At 52.7% G+C, this 22,967-nt stretch carries 24 protein-coding genes; 9 read left to right on the top strand and 15 right to left on the bottom strand.

Annotated features, from left to right (window positions below):
* Positions 1–25: 25 nt before the first annotated feature.
* From QUD54_RS02595 to QUD54_RS02625, 7 genes are read right to left on the bottom strand one after another with little or no spacing between them, the layout of a single operon-like run.
* Positions 26–946 carry a Ppx/GppA phosphatase family protein gene (locus tag QUD54_RS02595; protein ID WP_286337402.1) on the bottom strand — a complete coding sequence of 307 codons (921 nt, stop codon included), beginning with the start codon at positions 944–946 and terminating at the stop codon, positions 26–28.
* Positions 943–3,045 carry a WD40 repeat domain-containing protein gene (locus QUD54_RS02600; protein ID WP_286337403.1) on the bottom strand — a complete coding sequence of 701 codons (2,103 nt, stop codon included), beginning with the start codon at positions 3,043–3,045 and terminating at the stop codon, positions 943–945. Before QUD54_RS02600 ends, QUD54_RS02595 begins: the two co-directional genes overlap by 4 nt.
* A gap of 9 nt (positions 3,046–3,054) precedes the next feature.
* Positions 3,055–4,266: a threonine ammonia-lyase gene (gene ilvA, locus QUD54_RS02605; protein WP_286337404.1), complete on the bottom strand. Its 1,212-nt coding sequence runs from the start codon at positions 4,264–4,266 to the stop codon at positions 3,055–3,057.
* Positions 4,263–4,691, bottom strand: coding sequence for a CoA-binding protein (locus tag QUD54_RS02610; RefSeq protein WP_286337405.1), 429 nt, complete (start codon positions 4,689–4,691; stop codon positions 4,263–4,265). The genes ilvA and QUD54_RS02610 overlap by 4 nt, the downstream gene beginning before the upstream one ends.
* A gap of 51 nt (positions 4,692–4,742) precedes the next feature.
* Positions 4,743–5,300, bottom strand: a complete 558-nt coding sequence (locus QUD54_RS02615) for an archaemetzincin family Zn-dependent metalloprotease (protein ID WP_286337406.1) — start codon at positions 5,298–5,300, stop codon at positions 4,743–4,745.
* Complete coding sequence (gene feoB, locus QUD54_RS02620) at positions 5,300–7,399, bottom strand: ferrous iron transport protein B (RefSeq protein WP_286337407.1); 2,100 nt, start codon at positions 7,397–7,399, stop codon at positions 5,300–5,302. Before feoB ends, QUD54_RS02615 begins: the two co-directional genes overlap by 1 nt.
* Complete coding sequence (locus QUD54_RS02625; RefSeq protein WP_286337408.1) at positions 7,396–7,635, bottom strand: FeoA family protein; 240 nt, start codon at positions 7,633–7,635, stop codon at positions 7,396–7,398. The genes feoB and QUD54_RS02625 overlap by 4 nt, the downstream gene beginning before the upstream one ends.
* A 147-nt stretch (positions 7,636–7,782) precedes the next feature.
* Between QUD54_RS02625 and QUD54_RS02630 the strand changes: the two genes are divergently transcribed.
* Positions 7,783–8,301, top strand: a complete 519-nt coding sequence (locus QUD54_RS02630) for a rhodanese-like domain-containing protein (RefSeq protein WP_286337409.1) — start codon at positions 7,783–7,785, stop codon at positions 8,299–8,301.
* Positions 8,302–8,317: 16 nt separating this feature from the next.
* Here the strand turns inward: QUD54_RS02630 and trmA are convergent, their stop codons facing one another.
* The 4 genes from trmA to QUD54_RS02650 are packed head-to-tail and all read right to left on the bottom strand — an operon-like array spanning position 8,318 to position 11,775.
* The gene (trmA, locus tag QUD54_RS02635) at positions 8,318–9,430 is read right to left on the bottom strand and encodes a tRNA (uridine(54)-C5)-methyltransferase TrmA (RefSeq protein WP_286337410.1); all 1,113 of its coding nucleotides are present in this window, start codon (positions 9,428–9,430) and stop codon (positions 8,318–8,320) included.
* Entirely contained in the window at positions 9,427–10,161 is a 735-nt protein-coding gene (gene fliP, locus QUD54_RS02640; protein WP_286337411.1) for a flagellar type III secretion system pore protein FliP, read from the bottom strand. The genes trmA and fliP overlap by 4 nt, the downstream gene beginning before the upstream one ends.
* On the bottom strand, positions 10,161–11,000 hold the full coding sequence (locus QUD54_RS02645) for a flagellar motor protein MotB (RefSeq protein ID WP_286337412.1): 840 nt from the start codon (positions 10,998–11,000) through the stop codon (positions 10,161–10,163). The genes fliP and QUD54_RS02645 overlap by 1 nt, the downstream gene beginning before the upstream one ends.
* A gap of 10 nt (positions 11,001–11,010) precedes the next feature.
* Entirely contained in the window at positions 11,011–11,775 is a 765-nt protein-coding gene (locus QUD54_RS02650; protein WP_286337413.1) for a motility protein A, read from the bottom strand.
* A gap of 170 nt (positions 11,776–11,945) precedes the next feature.
* Between QUD54_RS02650 and glmU the strand changes: the two genes are divergently transcribed.
* The 7 genes from glmU to truA are packed head-to-tail and all read left to right on the top strand — an operon-like array spanning position 11,946 to position 18,480.
* Complete coding sequence (gene glmU, locus QUD54_RS02655; RefSeq protein ID WP_286337414.1) at positions 11,946–13,241, top strand: bifunctional UDP-N-acetylglucosamine diphosphorylase/glucosamine-1-phosphate N-acetyltransferase GlmU; 1,296 nt, start codon at positions 11,946–11,948, stop codon at positions 13,239–13,241.
* Entirely contained in the window at positions 13,242–14,507 is a 1,266-nt protein-coding gene (gene coaBC, locus QUD54_RS02660) for a bifunctional phosphopantothenoylcysteine decarboxylase/phosphopantothenate--cysteine ligase CoaBC (RefSeq protein WP_286337415.1), read from the top strand. It begins immediately after the preceding gene.
* Positions 14,504–15,262 carry a hypothetical protein gene (locus tag QUD54_RS02665; RefSeq protein ID WP_286337416.1) on the top strand — a complete coding sequence of 253 codons (759 nt, stop codon included), beginning with the start codon at positions 14,504–14,506 and terminating at the stop codon, positions 15,260–15,262. Before coaBC ends, QUD54_RS02665 begins: the two co-directional genes overlap by 4 nt.
* A 2-nt stretch (positions 15,263–15,264) precedes the next feature.
* Positions 15,265–15,948 (top strand): di-trans,poly-cis-decaprenylcistransferase, encoded by a 684-nt coding sequence (locus QUD54_RS02670; protein ID WP_286337417.1) that lies wholly within the window; start codon positions 15,265–15,267, stop codon positions 15,946–15,948.
* Positions 15,948–16,733 carry a prepilin peptidase gene (locus QUD54_RS02675; protein WP_286337418.1) on the top strand — a complete coding sequence of 262 codons (786 nt, stop codon included), beginning with the start codon at positions 15,948–15,950 and terminating at the stop codon, positions 16,731–16,733. The genes QUD54_RS02670 and QUD54_RS02675 overlap by 1 nt, the downstream gene beginning before the upstream one ends.
* Entirely contained in the window at positions 16,726–17,748 is a 1,023-nt protein-coding gene (locus QUD54_RS02680) for an LptF/LptG family permease (RefSeq protein ID WP_286337419.1), read from the top strand. The genes QUD54_RS02675 and QUD54_RS02680 overlap by 8 nt, the downstream gene beginning before the upstream one ends.
* A 3-nt stretch (positions 17,749–17,751) precedes the next feature.
* Complete coding sequence (truA, locus tag QUD54_RS02685; RefSeq protein WP_286337420.1) at positions 17,752–18,480, top strand: tRNA pseudouridine(38-40) synthase TruA; 729 nt, start codon at positions 17,752–17,754, stop codon at positions 18,478–18,480.
* 21 nt (positions 18,481–18,501) lie between these two features.
* Here truA and QUD54_RS02690 read toward each other — a convergent pair whose 3' ends face one another.
* Positions 18,502–19,032, bottom strand: coding sequence for a L,D-transpeptidase family protein (locus tag QUD54_RS02690; RefSeq protein WP_286337421.1), 531 nt, complete (start codon positions 19,030–19,032; stop codon positions 18,502–18,504).
* 86 nt (positions 19,033–19,118) lie between these two features.
* Between QUD54_RS02690 and QUD54_RS02695 the strand changes: the two genes are divergently transcribed.
* On the top strand, positions 19,119–20,501 hold the full coding sequence (locus tag QUD54_RS02695) for a Na+/H+ antiporter NhaC family protein (RefSeq protein ID WP_286337422.1): 1,383 nt from the start codon (positions 19,119–19,121) through the stop codon (positions 20,499–20,501).
* Here QUD54_RS02695 and QUD54_RS02700 read toward each other — a convergent pair.
* Genes QUD54_RS02700 through amrS form a run of 3 tightly spaced genes read right to left on the bottom strand, consistent with a single transcriptional unit; the run spans position 20,496 to position 22,963 of the window.
* The gene (locus tag QUD54_RS02700; RefSeq protein WP_286337423.1) at positions 20,496–21,146 is read right to left on the bottom strand and encodes a dienelactone hydrolase family protein; all 651 of its coding nucleotides are present in this window, start codon (positions 21,144–21,146) and stop codon (positions 20,496–20,498) included. The two genes, QUD54_RS02695 and QUD54_RS02700, sit on opposite strands and share 6 nt — an antisense overlap.
* Before the next feature lie 3 nt (positions 21,147–21,149).
* Positions 21,150–21,953 (bottom strand): AmmeMemoRadiSam system protein B, encoded by an 804-nt coding sequence (gene amrB, locus QUD54_RS02705; protein ID WP_286337424.1) that lies wholly within the window; start codon positions 21,951–21,953, stop codon positions 21,150–21,152.
* Between the two features lie 17 nt (positions 21,954–21,970).
* Positions 21,971–22,963, bottom strand: coding sequence for an AmmeMemoRadiSam system radical SAM enzyme (gene amrS / locus QUD54_RS02710; RefSeq protein ID WP_286337425.1), 993 nt, complete (start codon positions 22,961–22,963; stop codon positions 21,971–21,973).
* Positions 22,964–22,967 lie beyond the last annotated feature (4 nt).

Consider the following 22,967-nt stretch of genomic DNA (forward strand, 5'->3'; position numbering starts at 1 on the left):
TTTGCCGATTATATCTTAAAATATGTTAATCAAATATTTCGTGGATGTTTAATTGCCTGCATTCAGCGATCGCGACGCCCTCGCGCAATCCGTCGTCGATGACAACCGCTTCATCGAAACCGAGAATTTCGTAAAGGTGGTCGAAAATCAGAATGCCGGCGGCGATCAGATCTTCCCTGCCGACGCCGACGAGCATCTGCCGCGCTTTCTCGTCCAAAGCGAGCAGTCTGCAAAGCTGGGTCTTCAACTCTTCGCGCAGAAGCCTGGCCCCGTTGATTCTCTTCGGATCGTAGGTGGCGTAGTCCATGCCTAGTTTCATCGCAGCGACCGTCGTCGGGGTACCTGCGGTCGGTACGAAACGTTTCGGGTGGTAGCCCGAAGCTTTCGCACGGGCGGCATGTTCAGCCATCGGTTCCATCAGCGCAGGCAGTGCGGCTTCTATCGCTTCGAGAGAGTCGTATGCCTGTGCCACAGTCACGATACCGACGGGAAAACTCTCGATCGAAACCTTCCCTGCCTGATAAAAGACGATCTCCGTCGAACCCCCACCGATATCGACCATAACGAAGGCGTCACTCTCAAAACCACTCTTTTCGAGTCTGCTTTTGACGGCGAGAAGCGTATATTTCGCCTCCTCTTCGCCCGAAATGACACGAAACGAGATACCGGTGCGTCGGGCGATAGCGGCAATGACATCATCGGCATTGGAGGCTTTGCGTATCGCTTCGGTCGTCACGGCTACCACCTTTTGCGAAAAATCGAGTCTCATCTTCGCCTCTTCTGCCGCCGAGACGATTCTCTCGAGAGCCGCATCTGAAATTTCTCCCGTTTCGTGAAGCCGATCGGCCGTTTTGACGATCTTTTCGTACATCCTGACAGGCTCGAGAGTCTCACACGCCATCTCCACCGCCCGGAATGTATTGGAACCGAGATCGATCGCGATCATACGATACTTTCAGGCAGGTTTTTCGGGTTGATCGTACCGACGTCCTTCGGTTCCACAGCACTCTCGAACATCTCTTTGAGGCCATGTTCCGCCAGCCACGATGCCATTTCATCATCCATTCCGAACAGGTCGATATATCGGTTGATTGCTTCCTCGAGTGCGGTATCGGAAGAGCGCGCCAATGCGTCGATTTTCTCGATGTACGCCTGTTTGAAAAGCGCGATGATTTTGAAGCGTTTCTGAGGGAAATTCATAAAAGGCTGAAAAAGCTTTTTCAATGCACCTGCATCCCCTTTAGAGGCACTTACTTCGGCACGCTCGACCACTTTCCGCCATGCCTCTTCTAGATTTCTGACGATCTTCGTCTCCTCCAGACAAGGGTGCTGCTCCAGCATGCGGTAGATCGCTTCATAATTCTTCTCCGCAAAATAACGCATGGCGGATGCATAGAGATTGGCCTGCTCCTGCAGCTTGACGGCGAGTTCCTTGTAACCTGGAAACTCCATTAGTCTCGAAGCAAGACGCGCCGTTTCGGCATAGTTTCCCGCTTCGAGTTCCATCTGGGCCTTTTGGATAATCGCATCGGCAAGCTTCTCGATCTTCTTGTACTCTTCAAGCTCCATGATGGCAGGATGACGTTTTGCGAGTTCCATTGCGGCCTTGTAATCTTTTTTCGCGACAAGCTTCATAAAGAGTTTATAAATCTCTTTTTCATTCAAAAGGGCCTGAATCAGCACACTTTTACTGGAAATGCCGCGAAAAGGCTTGACGAGTTCACGAACCTTCTCCTCTCCGCCGTTTTGAAGGATGATCTTTTTCGCCATGGAAAAGATCTTTTCCCACTCTTTCTCCATCATCGCATAATAGCGGCTCTGTTTGAGCATCGGGTGTTGTGCCGCCAGTGAGTAGGCAAGCGGATATTTTCTGTTCAGAACGGCTGTTTTGAATCGCTCGAACGCACCATAATCGTTGATGAGCTGCTGCATGAGAAGCCGTTTCGAACTCTCCACGGCAAACGGTTCGAGCACCTTTTTCGCCGCTTCTTTCTCTCCCTTTTCCAAAAGACGCACCGCCTCTTCGAATGCTTCCTCCCACAAAGCTTCGAGCTTGACGTAGGCATCGCTGTAACGCAAAAGCGGATTCTCTTCCGCCAGCCTGTAGGCATCGGCAAGATCGGCACTTTCGATAGCCTCTTCCATCATGCCGCTCTCTTTGAGCGGTGCATTGAAAGTCACTTCCCCTGTCTCGAGGCCTACGACAAGGTGGTTGCCGCCTTCGACATAGCAGAGTTTTCTAACCGGTTTCATATAGTGAAGATAGCGCAATGCCACCAGCTCGTAACTGTTCAGATCGTAAAGGGAGACGATACCGCTTCTATCTGCGGCGAAAAGGAATCGGTCGTCAGGTGTTGTGACAAGTGAGGTGACACCATCGAACATCTTTTTGAGGCGTTTCAGAACTTTCGATTCGAAATAGTCCCATACGACGATTTCGCCCTCTTTATCCGCAGCGACAAGACGGTGCCGGTCTATGAATCGCAGCACCGTTATGGCACTGTTGTGGCCGATGAGCCTGAACCACTGCGAAAGCGAGGAGATATTGGTGACCAGTATGCGTTTGTCAAAGCTCCCCGTCGCGATCCACTGACCGTTAGGACTGAAATCGATGGCGGTAACGAAGTCGGCATGATGGGGGAGCGACGCTACCATCCGCCCTGTCGAAAGGCTCCACAGAAACGTTTTGCCATCCTGCCCGCCTGTTGCCAGGTAGTTGTTTTTGTCATCGATTTTGAGGCTCTCCACGGCTCCTTCATGGCGTTTGAACCGGTACAGAAGCTGCTTTTTCATTCCATTGAATACCGCGACACCCTCTTTGTTGACGGTAAACGCAACATATTTTCCGTCAGCGGAGATATCAGCCCCCTGCAAGAGCTTCTCACTCTGGGGAAGCGAAGTTTTGAACCCGTCTTGCAATCTAATGGGATCGAGGCTGAAAAAACGGACCGTGTTCCCACTGTCGACAATCGCCACACGATGGCCGTTCAGTGCTTTGATCGCCGTTACAGGGTATTGGAACTGCAGTCGTTTTTCAATAATCATGCAGCCTCTTTAATGTTCCTCTTCAAATCGGAAACCGTGTTCGAGAAGCGCTTTTTTGATCTCTTCCTGATGCGTTTTGCCTTTGGTCTCGAGCCCTATCGAGACATAGGCGTCACCGAATTTCAGGTCGAGCGAAGTGCGGTCATACCCGATGTGGACAATATTCGCCTGAGCATCTTTCAAAATTTCGGTCAGATGCATCAGGCTGCCCGGCTTGTCCACGAGCGTGACGACAAGTTTCATCTTTCTGTAAGATTTCAAGAGCCCTTTTTCGATAATGACCGAAAGCATCGTGACATCGATATTGCCGCCGCTGAGAATCGAGACGACCTTGGCACCTTTAGGCAGACCGAGTTTGTCGTGAATGAGAGCAGCGACCCCGACAGCACCGGCCCCTTCGACGACGAGCTTCTGCTTTTCGAGGAGGTACAAAATGGCGTTGGCGATCTCCTCGTCGTCGACAAGCAGCATATCGTCGACATAACGGAGGATATATTCCAGCGTCGTCGGCGACGTATCGCGTACGGCGATTCCGTCGGCGATGGTCCGGACGCTTGTCGTATCGATCGGCTTTTTGGCATCGAACGAGAGTTTCATCGCAGGGGCACCCGCAGCTGCCACGCCAATCACCTTTGTCGCGGGCGAAATCGCCTTGACCGCCACCGCGATTCCGCTGATAAGCCCGCCGCCGCCGACGGGGACCAGAATGGCATCGGGCCTTTCGCACTTGTCGAAAATCTCCAAAGCGATCGTCCCCTGACCCGCAATCACCTGTTCATCGGCGAAAGGATGCACGAATACGCGCCCCTTCTCTTTCGCGAACTTCACCGCATAGGCATAGGCTTCGTCGTAATTGCTCCCCGAAAGCACCACTTCGGCACCGTACGATTTGACGCCGTCCACTTTCGTCAACGGCGTCGTTTCGGGCATCACGATCGTGGCGGGAATACCGAACTGTTTCGCCGCCAGCGCAACACCTTGTGCATGGTTGCCGGCACTCGCGGCCACCACCCCTTTCTTGCGCTCTTCATCGCCCAAAGAGGCGATTTTGTTGAAAGCTCCGCGAATCTTGAACGAGCCGGTCGTCTGAAGATTCTCTTTTTTGAGATAGACTTCGTAACCACTCGCTTCGGAGAGTTTCGGAGCATAGGAAAAGGGTGTCTTTACGGCGACTTTGAGCACGCGTTCGTGTGCCGCCTTGATATCCTCGAGCCGAATCATGCGAAGTTTCTGTGATCGACCATCGCACAGCGGCTCTGCACCACTTTCATACCCGCTTTTTTGGCCGCTTCGGCCGCTTCGTTGTTGACGATGCCGGCTTGCAGCCAGACCACCTTCACATCTCCGCGACGTTTGCACGCCTCGACGATAGGAGCGACCGCCGCCGGTTTTCTGAAGATGTCGACCATATCGACGTTTCCTGGAATCTCCGCCAACGAACGGTAGACCTTCTCTCCCAGAATTTCATCCTCTTTCGGGTAGACAGGAATGATTTTGTAACCCACACTCTGCAGATATTTGGCCACGCGGTGGCTGTCTTTCAAAGGATCGGGAGAAAGGCCGATCACGGCGATCGTTTTAACTTCCGTAAAAATCTCTCTAATCTCATCGGGATTTGCATTGATGGTTGGAAATTCGCACTCCATGGCATACCTTTTTCAATATTTTTATTCGAGGGAAGTATAGCAAAAGAGGACTTAGCTTTCAGTGTGACAGGATGCGAGCGAGATATCGACTTTCCGGCGACAGTTTGGGCAAAAGCGGTACCCTTTGTTGTCGGTATCGGCGAGCGAGTTGGAAAAGTGCATGACACAGTGCGGATCGGGACAGTGTTCGAGCCCGAGTGTATGGCCGATTTCGTGAACCGATTCGGTGACGATTCGGCGGAACAGTAGCCGTTTATCTTCCGCCATATCGTAAAAACGATTGGAAAGCCTTGCGGTCGAGATGACAGCACAGTGGTAAAAAGCCGATGCAAGACCGAAAACGAAATTGAGTCGGTCTTCGTAGATATCCGCTTCGGTTATTCCAAGAACGATCTGCATCGGGTTCTCTTTTCGCAGACACGCCGTACGAAGAAGGTCGAAGGCCCGATATTGCGCTCTATTCATGTCGTAACTTTCCAAAGAAAGCGGCTCGGGTGAAGACCAGAAACTCTCCAGGGAAAAGATCTCGGTCAGTTTCCGTCTCAATGCTTCCGCATAAAACCGTTCTCCTTCGAAAAACGGGACAAGCAGAATCGAGCAAGCACGCATCAGTACCCCATCAGGTCCAGAAAATTGTAGACGCTGAATGCCGCCAGCCATGCCAGGACGTTCGGATAGACGAGGTAGAACCCTCGCCATGCCCACTGCGGTACTTCGGCCCAGAATGTACTCATCGCCGCAATGCACGGCGAATAGATCATGATGATCACGATAAGGGCGATCGCCGCTTTGAAGGAGACATTTTCCCGAAGTCTCTGGATCAAAGTATTGCTGCGTTCGTCGGCATCCCCCACCGCATAAAGCGTCGCCAGTGTCGAAACGACGACCTCTTTGGCCGCGAGGCCAGCCACGACGGCCACCGACATACGCCAGTCGAATCCGATCGGTGCGAAGATCGGTTCGATCGTCTTTCCAATCTCTCCAAGGTAACTCGCCTCGAGTTCTTTGGAGACCATTTCGTTCAGAAGTTCCTCTTTTTTGCTTTTATCCTGTACCGCCTCTATCTTCTGCGTATAACTCTGTTCTATCGCCGTATCGTGCGGATAGGAGCTGAGAAACCAGATGATCATGGAAGCCCCCGCGATGAAGGTGCCCGCTTTCTTCAAGAAAAGCTTCGCTTTGATCCAAAGCTCCATGCCCAGCGCCTTCATCGAAGGGAAACGGTAAGGCGGCATCTCCATAACGAAGGGCTCGGGCTCTCCCTTGAAAAGGACCGTACGCAGAATCTTCGCGACGATCAACCCCAGTATCGCACCGCTGATGTAGATAATGAAAAGAATGTTCCCGGCATGCGAAGCCGGGAAAAAAGCACCGATGAGAAGGACATAGACCGGGAGCCGTGCCGAACAGCTCATGAAGCCGAGTACCAGCATCGTGATGATGCGGTCCGTCGGATTCTTGAGGGTTCGTGCCGCCATATAGGCGGGAACGGTACACCCGAAACCGCTGACCAGCGGAATGAACGCCTTTCCCTGAAGGCCGAACTTTTTCATGAACCCATCGAGCAAAAAAGCGGTTCGTGCCATATAGCCGGTCTGTTCCAGCAGGTTGATCCCCATAAAGAGGATCAGAATATTGGGAAGAAACATGATGATCGACCCGACAGCCGGTATCACCCCGTCGGCAAGCACCGACTGGATCGCCCCTTCAGGCAACACCGCTTTGACGAGATTGGAGATTTCGGTAAACGCCGCATCGATCCAGTCCATCGGGATCGAACCGATCTCGAAGGTGAGCTGGAAAAGAAGCCACATGAAGAAAAGAAAGATCGGCAAGCCGAAAATCGGATGGATCAGAAGTTTATCGAGGCGGTCGGTCAGCGTGACTTTTTTCGGTGGGCTTTTAAGCGCTTCCATCACAAGCGCTTTCGAGAGGGCATACCGCTCATCACTCAAAATATCGCTCGTACTCTCCTCATCGAACTCGAGCTCCAGTTCCCGGTAGATTTTTCCGAGCAGTTCGTGAAGTTCGATGAAAATCGGAAGGTCGTGAATGATTTTATAGATATCCTCATCGCGATCGAGAAGACGTATGGCGATGAAACGCGCATAGTCTGCATCTTTGAAATGGGGGGACTTATGAAGGATTTTGACGATCTTTTCGATCTGCTCTTCGATCCGCTCGTCATAGTAGAGCTTGTTTTTCGGCTTCGGCTCTTCATAGGTTGCGATGACCTGGTCGATAATCTGATCGACCCCTCGCTGCTCCTTCGCCGATGTCAAAATGACGGGAATACCGAGCAGCTCTTCGAGTTTCTCTTTATCGACCTTTCCACCCTGCTTTTCAACTTCATCGATCATGTTGACGACCAAAATCATCTTCTTCTGCATATCCATCAGCTGCATCGTGAAGATGAGATTTCGCGAGAGGGTATTGGCATCGACGACGTTGACGATCAGGTCGTAATCCTCTTCGAAGAGAAATTTTTTGGCCACATGCTCTTCCGGGGTGTAGGCGTTCAGCGAATAGATGCCGGGCAGGTCGACGATCTCGATCTCATACCCCTCTTTTTCGATGAAAACCTCTTTCTTTTCGACTGTGACCCCCGAAAAGTTTCCGACATGCAGGCGCGCACCTGTCATCGAGTTGATGATGGAAGATTTTCCGACATTGGGCTGGCCGGCCAACGCTACTTTGATCGTTTTCACTGCTTACATTCCTTCGGTTCGATATAGACCGAGGCGGCCTCCTCTTCGCGCAGAGCGATCTTCGTTCCGTCGCTTTCGACTTCCCATGTCTGCTTGGCGAGGGTATGGTCGAGCACTTTCAATTCACTCCCTTTCGCAAGCCCCAGTGAGAAGAGCCGCCCTTTGATAGGCTCCTTGGCTCTGATGCGGACAATCGTCCCTTCGCATCCTATCGGACATTCGGTTATCGGTTTCATCCTCTTATCCTGCTTCCGTCAATTTTTTGCCAAATTATAGAGCAAAAGCATTTCAAAGTCAATTGTGTTGATAATCATTTTCAATCTTCCGAAAAATGGTTCTACGGCGGTTATGGTACAATTGCCCAAATTTTCCGAGGAGAACGCATGAAAAAAAGACTTTTTTTTCTTCTTTTCCTGATTTCTGCAACCTTGCTTTTCGCAGAAGATATGGAGTATCAAGACGATGTCGATGCGAAAGAGGCCATTGAACTGATCCAAAAAGAGGGAGCCGTCGTCATCGATGTACGCGACCCGGTCGAATTTCTCTATGCCGGACATGCAGTCGGCTCCATCAACATTCCCGTCTTTTTCGTACGTATCGATCTTCCGCCGCTCGATACACGTCTCAAAGTCGCAGAAGTCGAGACGAAAAAGAAGAAAGCGGTCCATGTCAAAAAGACCTACCGTCCAATGATGGATGAGAACAGGAAGTTTGTCGAAGAGGTCATAAAACTGACCAAAGGCAATACCGAGAAACCGCTGATCATCCTCTGCAGAAGCGGTGAACGCTCCGTTTATGCCGCCAACAAACTAGCAAAAAACGGCTTTGAAAATGTCTACAACCTCGAAGGCGGATTCGTTTTCGACTGGAAAGCGGAAGGTCTTCCGGCCGGCGGGGAATAGTCCGAATCGGAAAAGATCACATCTTCGTCAGCACCACTCCGGCTTCCATATGCGATGTGTAGGGAAACTGGTCGAAGAGTGCCGCATCCTCTACACGGTGTGTTCTGCACAACTCTTCGAGATCGCGGGCGAGCGTCTGGGGATTGCATGAAATGTAGACGATCGTATCGAATTTCGCGATCAGCTTTCTGGTTCCCTCGTCAAGCCCGGCTCTCGGCGGATCGACGAGCATCGTACCGATATCGAACGCGTCGAGATCGACCTCTTTTAAACGAGTGAAGGTCCGTTTCCCCTCCAAAGCCTCGGTAAACTCTTCGCTGCTCATCCGAACGAACGTGATATTCTCCACCCCGTTGAGCCTGCAGTTTTCCAGCGCGGCGTGAATCGAGCGTTTGGAGATTTCGGTCGCGATCACGTGCGCAAAAAGTGTCGAAAGCGGAATCGTGAAGTTGCCCGCCCCGGCATAGAGCTCGCAAAAATCTCCTCTACCATACCTTCGTGCCTGTGCCATCGCCCATCCGATCATCTTTTCGTTGACCTTCGGATTGGGCTGAGTAAAACTCTGTTCATAATGGCGGTATCGGTAAGTTTTTCCCTCGATACAGAGCGTTTCGGTCACAAACTCTTCACTCAGCACAATTTTCTGTTTGCGGCTTCGTCCTATGATTTTGGCCGAAAGCTCCTCTTCCAGATACCTCGCCTTTTCGATCCACGCCTCATCGAGCTTTCGATGATAGAGCATCGTCACGAGAACTTCATCGGTCGTCGTGGAGAGAAACTCCACCCCGAAAAGCCGGTTTTCAAGCGTCTCATCGCCATTGACGAGGTCGAGCAGCCGCCACATCCTCTTTTCGATCGGTTTCGCCACCATCGGGCACTCACCGAGTGTGACGAACGACTTTTTGTCAAGATGGCGCATCGCATAGTGGCAGCCCTCTTCATCATGGTATATCTTATACTCCGCACGTGCACGATAATGGGCATCTTCGGAAGCGAAAGGCGTCGTTTCACCGCGATAAAAGGGCTCCAGAAGTTTTGCAAGCTCCTCTTTTTTCTTTTTCAGCTGATCCTCGTAAGGCATCGTGTAGAGCGAACAGCTTCCACACGCACCGAAATGTTTACACGTCATTTGAAACTCTCCACAAGATTTCCCACCAAAAGGTGCCATCCGTCGACCAGAACGAATATGAGGATTTTGAACGGCAATGAAATCATGACCGGTGGCAGCATCATCATACCCATACTCATCAACACCGAACTGACGACCATATCGATGACGAGAAAGGGCAAAAAGATCAAAAAGCCTATCTCGAATGCCGTTTTGAGCTCACTGATCATAAAAGCCGGCAGCAGTACCGGCAGCGTCACATCGGCTTCGGTCTGCGGGTTGGGCAGATGCCGGATACGGTAAAAAAGGGCGAGGTCGGATTCACGCGTATTGCGAAGCATAAAGCTTTTGAACGGTTTGACCGTTTCGTCAAACGCCACTTCATATCCGATCTTTTTGTCCATATAGGGTTTGATCCCTTTTTCATACGCCTCTTTGCCCATCGGCTCCATAATGAAGAGCGTCAACACAAGTGCCAAAGAGACCAGCAACTGTGTCGGTGGTGTCTGCTGCGTTCCAAGGGCCTGCCGAAGGAAGGCGAAGACGACGATCAGCCGTATGAAACTCGTCATAACGAGTATCAGCGACGGTGCAAGGACCAGCAGTGTCAGAACGATGACGATATTCAGGGTATTGACCAGATCTTTCGGTTCGGCGGGCGCACTCAGCGAAAGGTTCACTGTCGGAATATCCAGGGCGGCCAATGCCGGTATCGCCAGGAGAAGCGGAATCAGTAGAAAAAGTTTTCGCATCACTGTCCGGCTGCCGGAAGATTGCTATCGAGAATGCTTTTTCTCGTCTTCCCTTCGGCCTCCGGCTCGTTGGAGAAGAAGTAGAGGTCGACGCGACGGTTCTTGGCCCGCCCTTCCGGTGTCGCATTGGTCGCAATCGGTTTGAACTCCGCATTGCCGCAAGCCGAAAGCCGCTTGGGGCCCACACCGTCTTTTATCAGCTCTTTGACGACCGAGACGGCACGAGCGGCCGAGAGCTCCCAGTTGTCACGATAGGGACTGTTGGGGCCGGGAGGGATGTTGTCGGTATGGCCGCGTACATTGACCTGCACCGTGTTGGGCAGTTTGTCGATAATCATCGCGATGCGTTTGAGAAACAGCAGTGCATCCATATTGTCTATCTTCGCCTCACCCGGCTTGAAAAGCAGTTCGGCAGGCAAACGGAGGAGGAATCCCTTTTCGGACTCCTCCATCGTCACAGGCGTGGCCCCCTGGCTCATCGCGATTTCGTTGATCTCGTTTTTCAAAGAGAGCATCTGCATCCACATTTTGCTAATCTGTTCCGCCATCTGAGACTGTGCCTGCTGCGACGTCTGAATCTCGGTCGGCGACGTAGCGGCTGCACCGCCGCCCGTTCCACTCTCCATACGCCGCTCTTCGAGTTCGGAGCGTTCGCCCCCTTCGAGAACACTGAGTGCCCCTGCAAGCGATCCGATCGCCTCTTCGAGTTTTTTCGCGTCCATCGTCGACATCGACAACAGCAATACGAAGAAGCACAACAGTAGGCTCATCAAGTCTCCAAATGCCGCCAGCCATCCCGGCATACATTTCGGGCACTCAGGGCACTTCTTTTTCGCCATTTACTTCGGCCTACTCAAACTGGCTCACCCGTTCGTTCGGCGGCAGGAAGGACAAAAGTTTCGCTTCGAGCGTTCGAGGGTTGTCTCCCGCCTGAATCGACATGATCCCTTCGAGGATAATCGTCTTGACAAGGTTTTCATCGGCATCACGGATATTGAGGATATTGGCGATCGGCGTACCGAAGATGTTTCCGATCATCGCACCGTACATCGTCGTCAAAAGCGCAACCGCCATCGAAGGACCGATGGCGCTCGGGTCCGACATATTCAGAAGCATCGCGACCAGGCCGATCAGTGTACCGATCATCCCCATCGCACCGGCAAGTCCCGCCCACTGGTCGAAAATCGCGGCATTGGCCTTGTGGCGTTCACTGGTCTGCTCCATCTCGATTTCGAGAAGCTCCCGGATGGTATCCGGTTCGTTGCCGTCGACCGCCATCGAAAGCCCTTTTTTCAGAAAGTCGTTCTCTTCGTTGTTGGCTGCCGCTTCCAGTGACAAAATACCGTCACGCCGTGCCTGTGTGGAGTACTCGACAAGCTTTTTGATCAGTTCGGGAACATTTTCCTGCGGCGGTTTGATGGCGATCATGAAGATTTTGACGAAATTCTTCATCTGCTCCATCTTGAACGCCACGAGCAACGCCCCGATCGAGCCGCCGATAACGATCAAAACGGAGGGAATATCGATATACGCACCGATACCGACCCCCATGGCCATCGCACCAAACAGCAGGCCAAGAATCAACACCAAACCGATGACACTACCTAAGTCCATCGACACTCCTGCATTTTTTGAAAATAAAATTTCTTCGCTATTTCACGAAATTAACATCGGCAATTTGAAAATAAAGATAAACGATCATCAATGTAACGCCAAAATTTGGAACATTTTAATCTTAATTGCGTTAAAATCACCTAAAATACACCCTTCAGAGGAATCGACCCATGTCTTTATCTGTCATCATTCTCGCTGCCGGACAGGGCACACGAATGAAATCGAAACTCCCAAAAGTCCTGCATCCCATAAGCGGCCTTCCGATGCTTCACTATACCGTCAAAGCCGCCCAGGTCATCAGTGACGACGTCACGCTTGTGCTCTACCATCAGGCAGAGCGCATCAAAGAGGAGATCGACGCATCTTTCGACAACATCAAATTCAAAATACAAGATCATGCGAACTACCCCGGTACCGGCGGTGCCGTCATGAATATCGAAACGCTCCACGATCGCATCCTCGTCCTCAACGGCGACATGCCCCTCGTTACCCAGGAGGCACTCGAACCGCTTATCCGCTGCGATGCCGATATCGTCATGAGTGTCTTCGATCTCGAGGACCCTTCCGGTTACGGCCGTGTCGTCGTCGAAAACGGTGAAGTACAGGGAATCGTGGAGGAGAAAGATTGTACCGAAGAGCAAAAACGCATCAAAACGGTCAATGCCGGCGTCTATATCTTCAAAAAAGAGGTACTCGACCGCTATTTGCCACTTCTTTCCAACGACAATGCGCAGGCGGAATACTACTTGACCGACATTATCAAGATGGCCCACGACGAAGGGCTGCATATCAAGCCGGTATGGGTCGAAGAGGAGGCATTCAAAGGCGTCAACAGCCGATACGACCTCGCCCATGCCGAAGAAATCATGCAAAACAGGATCAAGGAGAAGTGGATGCGTGCCGGTGTCACGATGCATCTGCCTTCGACGATCTACATCGATTCTCGGGCCGTTTTCCACGGCGACTGCACGCTCGACAACGGCGTGACGATTCACGGTGAGACGGTCATCACCGAGAGTCATATAAAATCGCACAGCGTCATCGAGGATGCCGACATCAGACACTCGAGCTGCGGCCCAATGGCGAGGGTACGCCCCGGCAGCATTCTGGAGGAGACCCACATCGGCAACTTCGTCGAAGTCAAAAAATCACACCTCAAAGGAGTCAAAGCCGGCCATCTAAGCTACCTCGGAGACGCCGAAATCGACGAAGGGACCAATGTGGGTGCAGGAACCATCACCTGCAATTACGACGGTGTGAGAAAGTACAAGACCAAAATCGGGAAGAATGTCTTCATCGGCTCCGACACCCAGCTCGTCGCACCGGTGACGATCGAAGACAATGTCATGATCGCCGCCGGAACGACGGTCACGAAAGATGTTAACGAGGGGGCACTCGCCATCTCCCGCACACCACAGAAGATCGTCGAACACTTCTTCCACCGCTTCTTCAAAACAGGGAAATAGATGATTGAGCAAATCAGACTCGACGGCAAGAAGGTTCTCATCGGTGTCACCGGCAGCATCGCCGCTTACAAGGCGTGTGAACTGGTACGGCTCTACGTCAAAGCGGGGGCACAGGTGCGCGTCGTCATGACCGAAGCGGCAAAACGGTTCGTCTCACCGCTGACCTTCGAAGCGCTGAGCTCCGATACCGTCTTGCACGAGAAGACCGAAACATGGAGCGGCGGCCTGAACCATATCGACATCGGCGAGTGGGCCGACCTTTTCGTCATCGCCCCTGCGACCGCAAACACGATCAACAAACTCGGCAACGGCATCGCCGACAACCTGCTGCTCCAGACCGCCCTCGCCTTTGGGAAAACGATGCTGCTCTGTCCGGCCGCCAACACCCGGATGATCGAAAACCCTGTCACCACCGCAAGTATGAAGCTGCTCAAACTTCACCGTATCGAAGTGGTCGAACCGCAGACGAAACTACTGGCATGCAACACGGTCGGGAACGGAGCGATGGCCGAACCCGAAACGATCTTCGCGACGTCGCTGAAACATCTTTTCGAAGAGGAGTATTGGAAAAACCGCCGTGTCGTCGTCACCGGCGGCGGAACGATCGAGAAGATCGACGATGTCCGCTACCTCTCCAACTTCTCCTCCGGAAAGATGGCCGAAGCATTGGTGACGGCGCTATATGCAAGAGGGGCCGATGTCTGCTACGTTACGACACGTGCACCGCAGAGTATTCCGCCTGTGCATGTCATCAAGGTCGAAAGTGCCGAAGAGATGCTGGCATTTACGAAAGATGCGCTGCGCGTCGCGAAAAAGGGTGTGCTTACCAAACCGTCGTTCCACTCCGAAACAGGCCGGCCCGAGCTGATCCAGAAGACGCCGTGGCTCTTCATGGCGGCCGCGGTGAGCGACTATCGTCCTGCCTATCCCCAAAGCGGCAAGCTGAAAAAAGATTCACTGGGTGAAACGTGGAGACTCGAGCTCGTCAAAAACCCGGACATTCTTGCAACCCTCGACAAAACCGGCATCAAAACGGTCGCCTTCAAAGCGGAGATGAATGCCGAAACGGCACTTGAAAACGCACAAAAGGCATTGAGAGAGAAAGGAGTCGACGCCGTCGCGCTCAACATCCTCGAAAACAGCCGCAGCTTCGGAAGCGATACCAACACCGTGACACTTGTCACCGAAGAGAGAATCGTCGAAATCCCGCAGGCTGCAAAGATCGATATCGCCATGACGATGCTGGAGAACCTCAAAACACTATGATCTACGGCCTCACGCCCGTTCAGGCGGCCCAGAAAATAGTGGGGAATCTTGCCAAAATCGAAGTCAACGCCCTCCTGCAGCTCGGTATCGAAGTCCTGAAAAGGCAGAACGACGGTACGTTCCTCATCAAAATGGGACAACACACCTTCACGACCAAAAGCGAAACGGCGCTCGAACCGGGTCGGGAGTATTGGGTCGAAATGCAGCAGAGCAAAGAGGGCATCGTCCATCTCAAACGGCCGATGCCCAAACCGCTGCTTTTCAAAGCAGTGAACCATACGGCATTCGAACCCGGATTCCTCGAACGGTTAGCCCGGGAAGAAGATCCCGCATCCGCCCTGAAAGAGCAGTTGCTTCAAGCCCTCGCGGCTGCTCCGAGCAAAGAGCAGTTCCAGACGCTCACACAGCTGCTTCTTTCGCTTCATCAGGGCATTCTCTCCATTCCTCTTCGCAAAAGCGGGAAAAAGATGCTCCTGCAGATGCGCAAGCGTGGACAAAACGGGAGTTTAAACCAAAAAAGTGTAGAATTTTATGCAGCGATGAACAATATCGGTCCGCTGAGTGGAACCATTGTTCAAAGAGGTCATCAAAAGGACCTTAGACTCGAACTTCACTATCCAAAAAGCGTTCGGCTTCTGAAAGAGCGAAGTGCCTTTTTGAAAGGATTCGAAAACGTCGATATCGGGCTCGCACCGGCACCCGTGAAGCCTTTTTGGGAAACAGAGCAGCCGGGCCTCCTGGATATCAAAGGATAATTATGAGCAATATCGCCAGACATATCGCCATCATTATGGACGGTAACGGCCGCTGGGCAAGCGAACGCGGGCTCAAGCGGGTCAAAGGGCATGAACGCGGTGCCGAAACCGTCAGAACCATCACGACCTACGCCTCCAACCATCCCGAAATCGAGGTGCTCACCCTCTACGCATTCAGCACCGAAAACTGGAAACGTCCCAAGATGGAGGTGGAGTTTCTCATGCGCCTTCTAAACAACTACCTCAAAAACGAACTGCCCACCTACATCAAACACCAGATCCGTTTCGAGACGATCGGCGATCTCTCACGCTTCTCTCCGACATTGCAAATGCAGATCGCCAAGATGAAAGAGGAGACCAGACATTTCAAAAAACTTACCCAGGTGCTGGCACTCAACTACGGTTCCCAGGATGAGATCGCAAGAGCCGCGAAAGAGCTGTGCGAAGCGGAAAAAGAGATCACGGTCGAATCGCTGGAGAGTGCGATCGAAAGTTCAAAGTCCGGGCCGGTCGACATTCTCATCCGAACAGGGGGTGAACAGCGCCTCTCCAACTTTCTACTCTGGCAGTCGGCCTATGCCGAACTCTTTTTTACCCAGACCCTCTGGCCCGACTTCGCTCCCGAAGAGCTGGAGACGATCATCGAAAACTTCAAGAAGCGCCACAGGCGCTTCGGGGGCATCTGATGGAGCTTCTCTTCGCCCTCTTTCTCGGACTTGCCATCGGGTCGTTTCTGAATGTCCTGATCGTCCGTATCCCCAAAGGGGAGAACATCGCCTTTCCTCCATCCCACTGTCCGAAATGCGACAATGCACTTAAATGGTGGCACAACATCCCTCTGCTTTCGTGGATATTCCTGCAGGGAAAGTGTGCCTACTGCAAAAGCCCCATCAGCAGACTCTATCCGGTCGTCGAACTGTTGACGGGCCTGGTTTTCATGACACTGGCGATGAAACTTGGAGTTGGCGTGGAGTGGTTCGTCACAGGGCTCATCTTCTCTCTTCTGCTCGCCCTTTCCATCATCGACTTCAAATATTACGCCGTGCCCGATTCACTCAATTTCACGGCACTGGCACTGGCGCTGCTAATGCCCATCTTCACCTTCGGAGGGGATTGGATGACGGATGGCGTAAAAGATTTTTCGCTCTATCAGGATGCCCTGCTGGAGAGCTTTAAAAACGCCGCCATCATGGGAAGCTCTTTTTTTCTGCTCGGACTCGCCGTGAAATTTCTGATCAAAAAAGATGCCCTCGGCGAAGCCGACATCATCATCGCCGCGACGATGGGTGCGCTGCTGGGGTTTCCACTCGTTCTCATCGCCATCTACGTTTCGGCGTTGCTGGCGATCGTACCGGCACTCTTCGCCCGCGGGCATATGGTGCCGTTCGTTCCCTTCCTGGCACTTGGCACATGGATCGTTTATATCTTTTCCGATACATTTTTGAAATGGTGGAATATGCTCTATGCCTAAGACCTCGTCCTATCTTTTAAGAAGCTTCAGCGGACTCTTTTTCTCGATCTTTCTGCCGATCATCGTCATCGGATCGCTCATTCTCTTCGTACGGATCGCGAAACTGACCGAAGTGACACAGATGAGTGCGGGCGAGATGCTTCTGATGTACGGCTATTCGATGCCGACCATTCTCTTTTATACGCTGCCTGTCACCTTTTTCGCCGCTCTCGTTTTGACACTTGCCAAACTCTCCAACGAGTTCGAGAATGTCGTCCTCTTTTCCTTTGGCATCTCTCCCCACAGACTGGTACGCTTTTTCTATCCGGTCGTCGCGCTCATCGTGGCACTGCTTCTAATGCTCTCTTTGGCACTGATCCCGATCACGAAACAGTTGACGAAATCGTTCATCAGCTACAAAAGTATGCATGCCGTTTTGAATATCGAAGCGAGTCAGTTCGGACAGAAGTTCGGCGACTGGCTCGTCTTTCTGGAATCGAAAGAGAAAAGGAGCAATACGCTTCACAATATCGTACTTTACAACGCCTCGAATCCGTTGGAAGAGCAGATACTTATCGCGAAAACGGGAAGTTTCTTCAACGAAAACGGCACGCTCGGCCTGATGCTCAATAACGGCCAGGCCTACCGCATCAAAAACGATACGGTCGATCAGGTCAACTATAGCGTGATGAAAATTTACGATACTCACGAGTACAAACCCTTCAGCTACCAGAATCTCAAAGAGTACTGGTTGCTCGCATTCAAGGACAGAAAACGGCTCAAAGATCTGGTGATCTTTATCGCCATCAGCTTCTTTCCACTGGTCACCCTCTATTACGCCTTCGCCTACGGCGTCATCCATCCAAGATATCAGAAAAACTATGGATACCTTACGATTCTTCTGGCAACGGCACTCTACTACGGCATCGTTTCCGCCATCGCGAAGAATTCGGTAACCGGTGCGTTCGGCTTCGCCCTGCTCTTCATGCTGACAGGGGTCATCCTTTTCTACATACGGGTTCAAAAGAGGTTCTAAAAGATGCGGGTTAAAGCGGTCATCGCCTATGACGGGGCGGCTTTCTACGGATTTCAGGCACAAACGACGACACCCAAGACTGTCTCCGGCGCGCTGAGCAGAGCGGCTGCTAAACTCGGTATCCACGCCCCCATTGTCGGAAGCGGCCGAACCGACCGGGGGGTCCATGCGACCGGACAGGTAATCCACTTCGACCTACCTTCTCACTGGCACAACGACTTGGGAAAACTCAAAACCTTCTACAACCGCCTTTTGTCCCCCCATATCCAGATCAAAACCATCACCCCCGTCGACGATACGTTTCATGCCCGGTTCGATGCCAAACGGCGTATCTACCGCTATCTCTTCAAGTCGACACCGCCGACACCGTTTGAGAATCTCTATGCCTGCCACCTGCACCACAGCGATCCTGAAAAACTTCGTATCGCCCTCGAACGCTTTGAAGGTACCCACGACTTTTACTATTTTCATAAAAAAGGGAGCGATCCTGGATCGACCGTCCGAACCATCATTCGTACCGATGTCAAAGCCTTTCGCCGCTACATCGTGCTCTATATCGAAGCCAACGGCTTTCTGCGCTCGCAGGTCAGAATGATCGTCGGCGCGGCCACAGCCGTCATGCATGGCACGTTGACACTCGAGCAGATCGATGAACAGTTGGCGAAAAAAGCGATCCATACCACGATGTTGGCCCCTCCGCAGGGACTCTACCTGGCACGGGTCATCTACTAAACCAACGCAAGCCTACGATCTTCAATCCGAAACAAGGATAAATGGAACCTGTTTCGGATCGAGCCATTGGACCAACTCGACCATCCGATCGCGCTTCATCGCCACACAGCCGGCCGTCGGTTTGTCACCGCTGGCGATATGCAGAAAAATGCATGACCCCCTGCCGGGTCGGCGCGCTTGGTTATAGCCGACCGTCACCACCACTTCGTAAAGCGCATCGTCTCGTCTCATCCACTCGAAACTCCGATAATCTTTTTTGACATTCGATGCCTCGACAATGCGGTTGTAGTACCTCGAACGGCTGTCATCCACGCAGATCGTATCATTCGTCGAAAGGAAAAAAGGCATGGCGGTTTGAATATCGTGGTAACCGTAGACATCCTCGAGCCCGTAATATCCGGCAGGGGTTTTTCCATCCCCTTCTCTCTCTTTGCCGATGCCGTTGCGCCCTATTGAAACAGGCCAAGCATCTCCGACTCGATGCCACACGCCATGCACTTTTTCAAAGCGTGCCAACCGTGCGTGGTACCCTCTGACATCAAACACTTTCACCAACTGCTTCGTTTCGGAAGGAAGCGCTTCGAAATCATCCTTTCCAAAACCAAAAACTGCTAAAATACTCCACACAAGGAGTATCATTGCAGGAAAGTTACGGCGTCTATTCACTTTTGCCTCCGCTCATTGCGATCGTTCTGGCCATTATATCAAGAAACGTCATCGTCTCGCTCCTCATCGGTGTGGTGAGCGGCTACTTCATCATGGAACAGAGCATCGTCGGGGCGCTACTCGAAAGTTCGAAAGGGATCGTGTCGCTTTTCGAAAAGGGGTGGGTCGTCAAGACACTCGTTTTCGCCATCTTCGTCGGATCCATCATAGAACTGATCCAGCGAAGCGGCGGCGTCGACGGCTTCGTCCACTTTCTGCAAAAAAAGAAAAAGCTCGTCACCAACAAGAAAGAGGCGGAGCTGCTCGCTTTTTTCATCGGCCTGGCCATCTTTATCGAATCCTCGATCACTTCACTCATCGCCGGCGCCGTCAGCCGGCCCCTGACCGACAAGAACGGCACATCACGCGAAAAACTGGCCTACATCTGCGACTCAACCGCCGCACCGGTCTGTACGATGTTCCCTCTCAACGCATGGGGCGCTTTGCTGCTGGGGCTCATCGGATCGCAAGTGGAAGCGGGAGTCATCACCGGCGAGCCGATCCGATTGCTCGGGAGTGCGCTGGTTTTCAACTTCTACGCACTTTTTTCGATTCTGCTGGTGCTCTATACGATTCTCGCCGGTATCGATTTTCCGGCTTATACGAAAGTGGAAACGCCTCATTTGGAGTTTTCCGAAAAAGAGGGTGACATCTTCGCGCTGATCGTACCGATCGCCTCTTTGCTGATTCTCGTTTTCGTTTTCCTTTTTATCACGGGAGGCGGCGACATGCTGAAAGGAGATGGCTCCACCTCGGTCTTTGCCGCCGTACTGGGGTCCATCGTCATTTCATCGCTCTACTATCTTGTCAAAAAGAGCATGCCGGCCGAAGAGATTCTTCCCGCCATCTGGCGCGGTGCAAAAACGATGGTCCCGATCGCGGCGATTCTGATCTTCGCATTCGCCATCGGCGATGTTACGGTAAAGATGGGCACAGGCATCTATATGGCCCATTTTGCCAATGCCATTCTCCATCCGGCACTTCTGCCGGCCGGCATTTTCCTGCTTTCAGCCATCATCGCCTTTTCGACCGGTACGAGCTGGGGAACCTTCTCCATCATGATGCCGATCGCCATCACAATCGCCACGAACACGGCTACCGGTACCGAAACCCTCTTGCCGCTCGTCATCGCAGCCGTCATCTCGGGCGGCGTCTTCGGCGACCACGCTTCACCCATTTCGGATACCACCATCATCTCGGCGATGGCGGCCGGATGCGACCTCATCGCCCATGTCAAGACCCAGCTGCCCTGGGCGCTGCTGGCGGCATTTTTGTCGATTCTCTTCTTTCTTCTTTTCGGCTATCTGGCACTATAGGTGATCGACGAACCACTCTTTCGCCAGTTCGGCGACCGTTTCGAGCGTTCCGGGCTCTTCGAACAGATGGGTCGCACCCGGAACGATCTTCATCGCTTTTTCGCACCGCAGTGCGTCGTAAGCCGCTTCGTTGAGCTCGATAACGCCGAAATCGTTGCCCCCGACGATCAGCAGTGTCGGTGCCGTGACACGTTCGAGCACATCGGCCGCGAGGTCCGGCCGCCCCCCACGCGAAACGATCGCTCCGATTGGCCGTTTCGCAAGAACACTCGCTTTCAGTGCCGAAGCTGAACCGGTGCTGGCACCGAAATATCCCACTTTCATCTCCTTCAGAAGCGGTTGTGACCCAACCCATTCGGTCGCCAACAACAGCCGCGATGCAAGAAGATCGATGTCGAAAACGTTACGACGGTCCATCGCCTCCTCTTCCATCAACAGATCGAACAGAAGCGTCGCGATACCCGCTTCATGCAGTACACTCGCTACATAGTTGTTGCGCCGGCTCAAGCGGCTGCTCCCGCTTCCATGTGCGAAGATGACGATCGAAGTCGCCTCTTCCGGAATGGCCAACAGCCCGGGCAGAACCACCTCTTCGGAGGCGATAACCACGCCCGCTTGCAGGGCCATGAATCGATCGACCGTCATGGTTTATCCTTTCAAAAATGCCGCACTCATGTAACCCACCACCTGTGACGTGTCGCCGCTGGCGTCCGCACTGGTGCGATAGTCGAGCAACATTGGCTCGAGCCCAAGGTTACGCGCCGCGATCAATATCGCTTCGACACCGATTTTTCCACACGCTTCACACCCTCGATGCAATCCTGCCGGATCGAGCTTGCTCACCGCATCGAGACAGATACTGTCGAGCCGTTTCGCCTTCTCGATATCGTAGTAGTGGCTAAGGTCCGTACTGATGACGACACCCGTCTGTGGATCGCTCAAAAGCCACTCGATGACGGGGGCGAGGTTTGTCGGGTTTTCATCGCCATAGACCAGTTCGACGACGCGTGCATCGGGCAGATAGGTCTTGATGAATGGCATCTGCACTTCGGTACTGTGCTCGTGGTGTGCCTCTGGAACGAAACCGAGACCGAACTTCTGAATCAATTCTGTCGCCAGGTTCCTGTCGATCGGCAGATCGCCCAACGGTGTCTCGAATAGATCGTATTCACTGACACTGGTGCCCTGCAGGTAGACCCGATGGCTCGGCCCGATCACGACAACACGTTTGACACCACTGTTGCCCAACAGCCGGTGGGCGATGTTGGCCGTAAAGCCCGAATAGACATACCCTGCGTGCGGTACGATCACCGCCTGCGTCGCCGTCTGCAAAAGCTTCGGATCGCGAACGCTCTCCTCCAGCACCTTGTTGAAATGGTCGATCATCATTTTGATCTCTTCGGGTGATGCCGGGTAAAACTGTCCAGCCACCGCCGCTTCTCTGATTCGCATTTTATTTTCCTCCTTCGTCATTTCCAGATTCCCTCGATCGCCCGGTTACACTTCGGACAGTGCCCGTCGATCAGTCTGTTCACCGTTACATTATACCCCGTCCGGTCGATCAACAGTTCGCCGCAGTCGGGACAGTGTGTATCGCCATGCACGGGAACGTTACCGAGATAGACATAGTGAAGTCCCGCCTTCTTCGCGATCGATTTGGCCCGCATCAACGTGTCGACACCGGTCCATTTGTGGTCTTGCATCTTGTAATCGGGATGAAACGCGCTCAAGTGCCAAGGTACATGGCGCCCAAGGTCGTTCGCGATGAACTCGGCCATCTCGGTCAAGTCTTCGTCACTGTCGTTTTCTCCCTCTATCAGCAGTGTCGTCACCTCGACCCAGATCCCCCCGTCCACCATCATGCGAAGGGTATCCTTGACCGCTTCGAGACCGCCTTTGAGCACTTTTTTGTAGTACCCTTCGTCCCAGCTTTTGAGGTCGATGTTCGCCGCATCGAGCCAACTCGGCATATCTTTGACGATCTCCGGACTCTCGAAGCCGTTGCTGACGAAAATGTTCTTCAGCCCACGCGCTTTGGCGATCACGCCGATATCTTTGGCATACGGATAGAAGATGGTCGGCTCGTTGTAGGTATAGGCGATCGACTTCGCACCGTACTCTTCGGCCAGATCGACCATTTTTTCCGGACTGACATAGACCTCTTCGTTGACCTTCGTCTCCTGCGAAATCTGCCAATTTTGACAGAAGGGACACTTGAAGTTACACCCTACGGTGCCGAACGAAAGCGCCGTCGTGCCCGGCAGCATATGGTAGATCGGTTTCTTCTCGACCGGATCGACGTTGAGTGCGCTCGGATGGCCGTAGACCAGCGTCTTCAGCTCACCGCCGACGTTTTTGTTGACCCCGCAGATACCGACCTGCCCCTCTTTCATCTTGCAATAGTGCCGACAGAGCAGACAAACGATTCGGTTCTTTTCAGGTTCGGTTTTGTAATATCGCATTTTA

This window comes from Hydrogenimonas cancrithermarum (assembly GCF_030296055.1).
Taxonomy (GTDB): Bacteria; Campylobacterota; Campylobacteria; order Campylobacterales; family Hydrogenimonadaceae; genus Hydrogenimonas; species Hydrogenimonas cancrithermarum.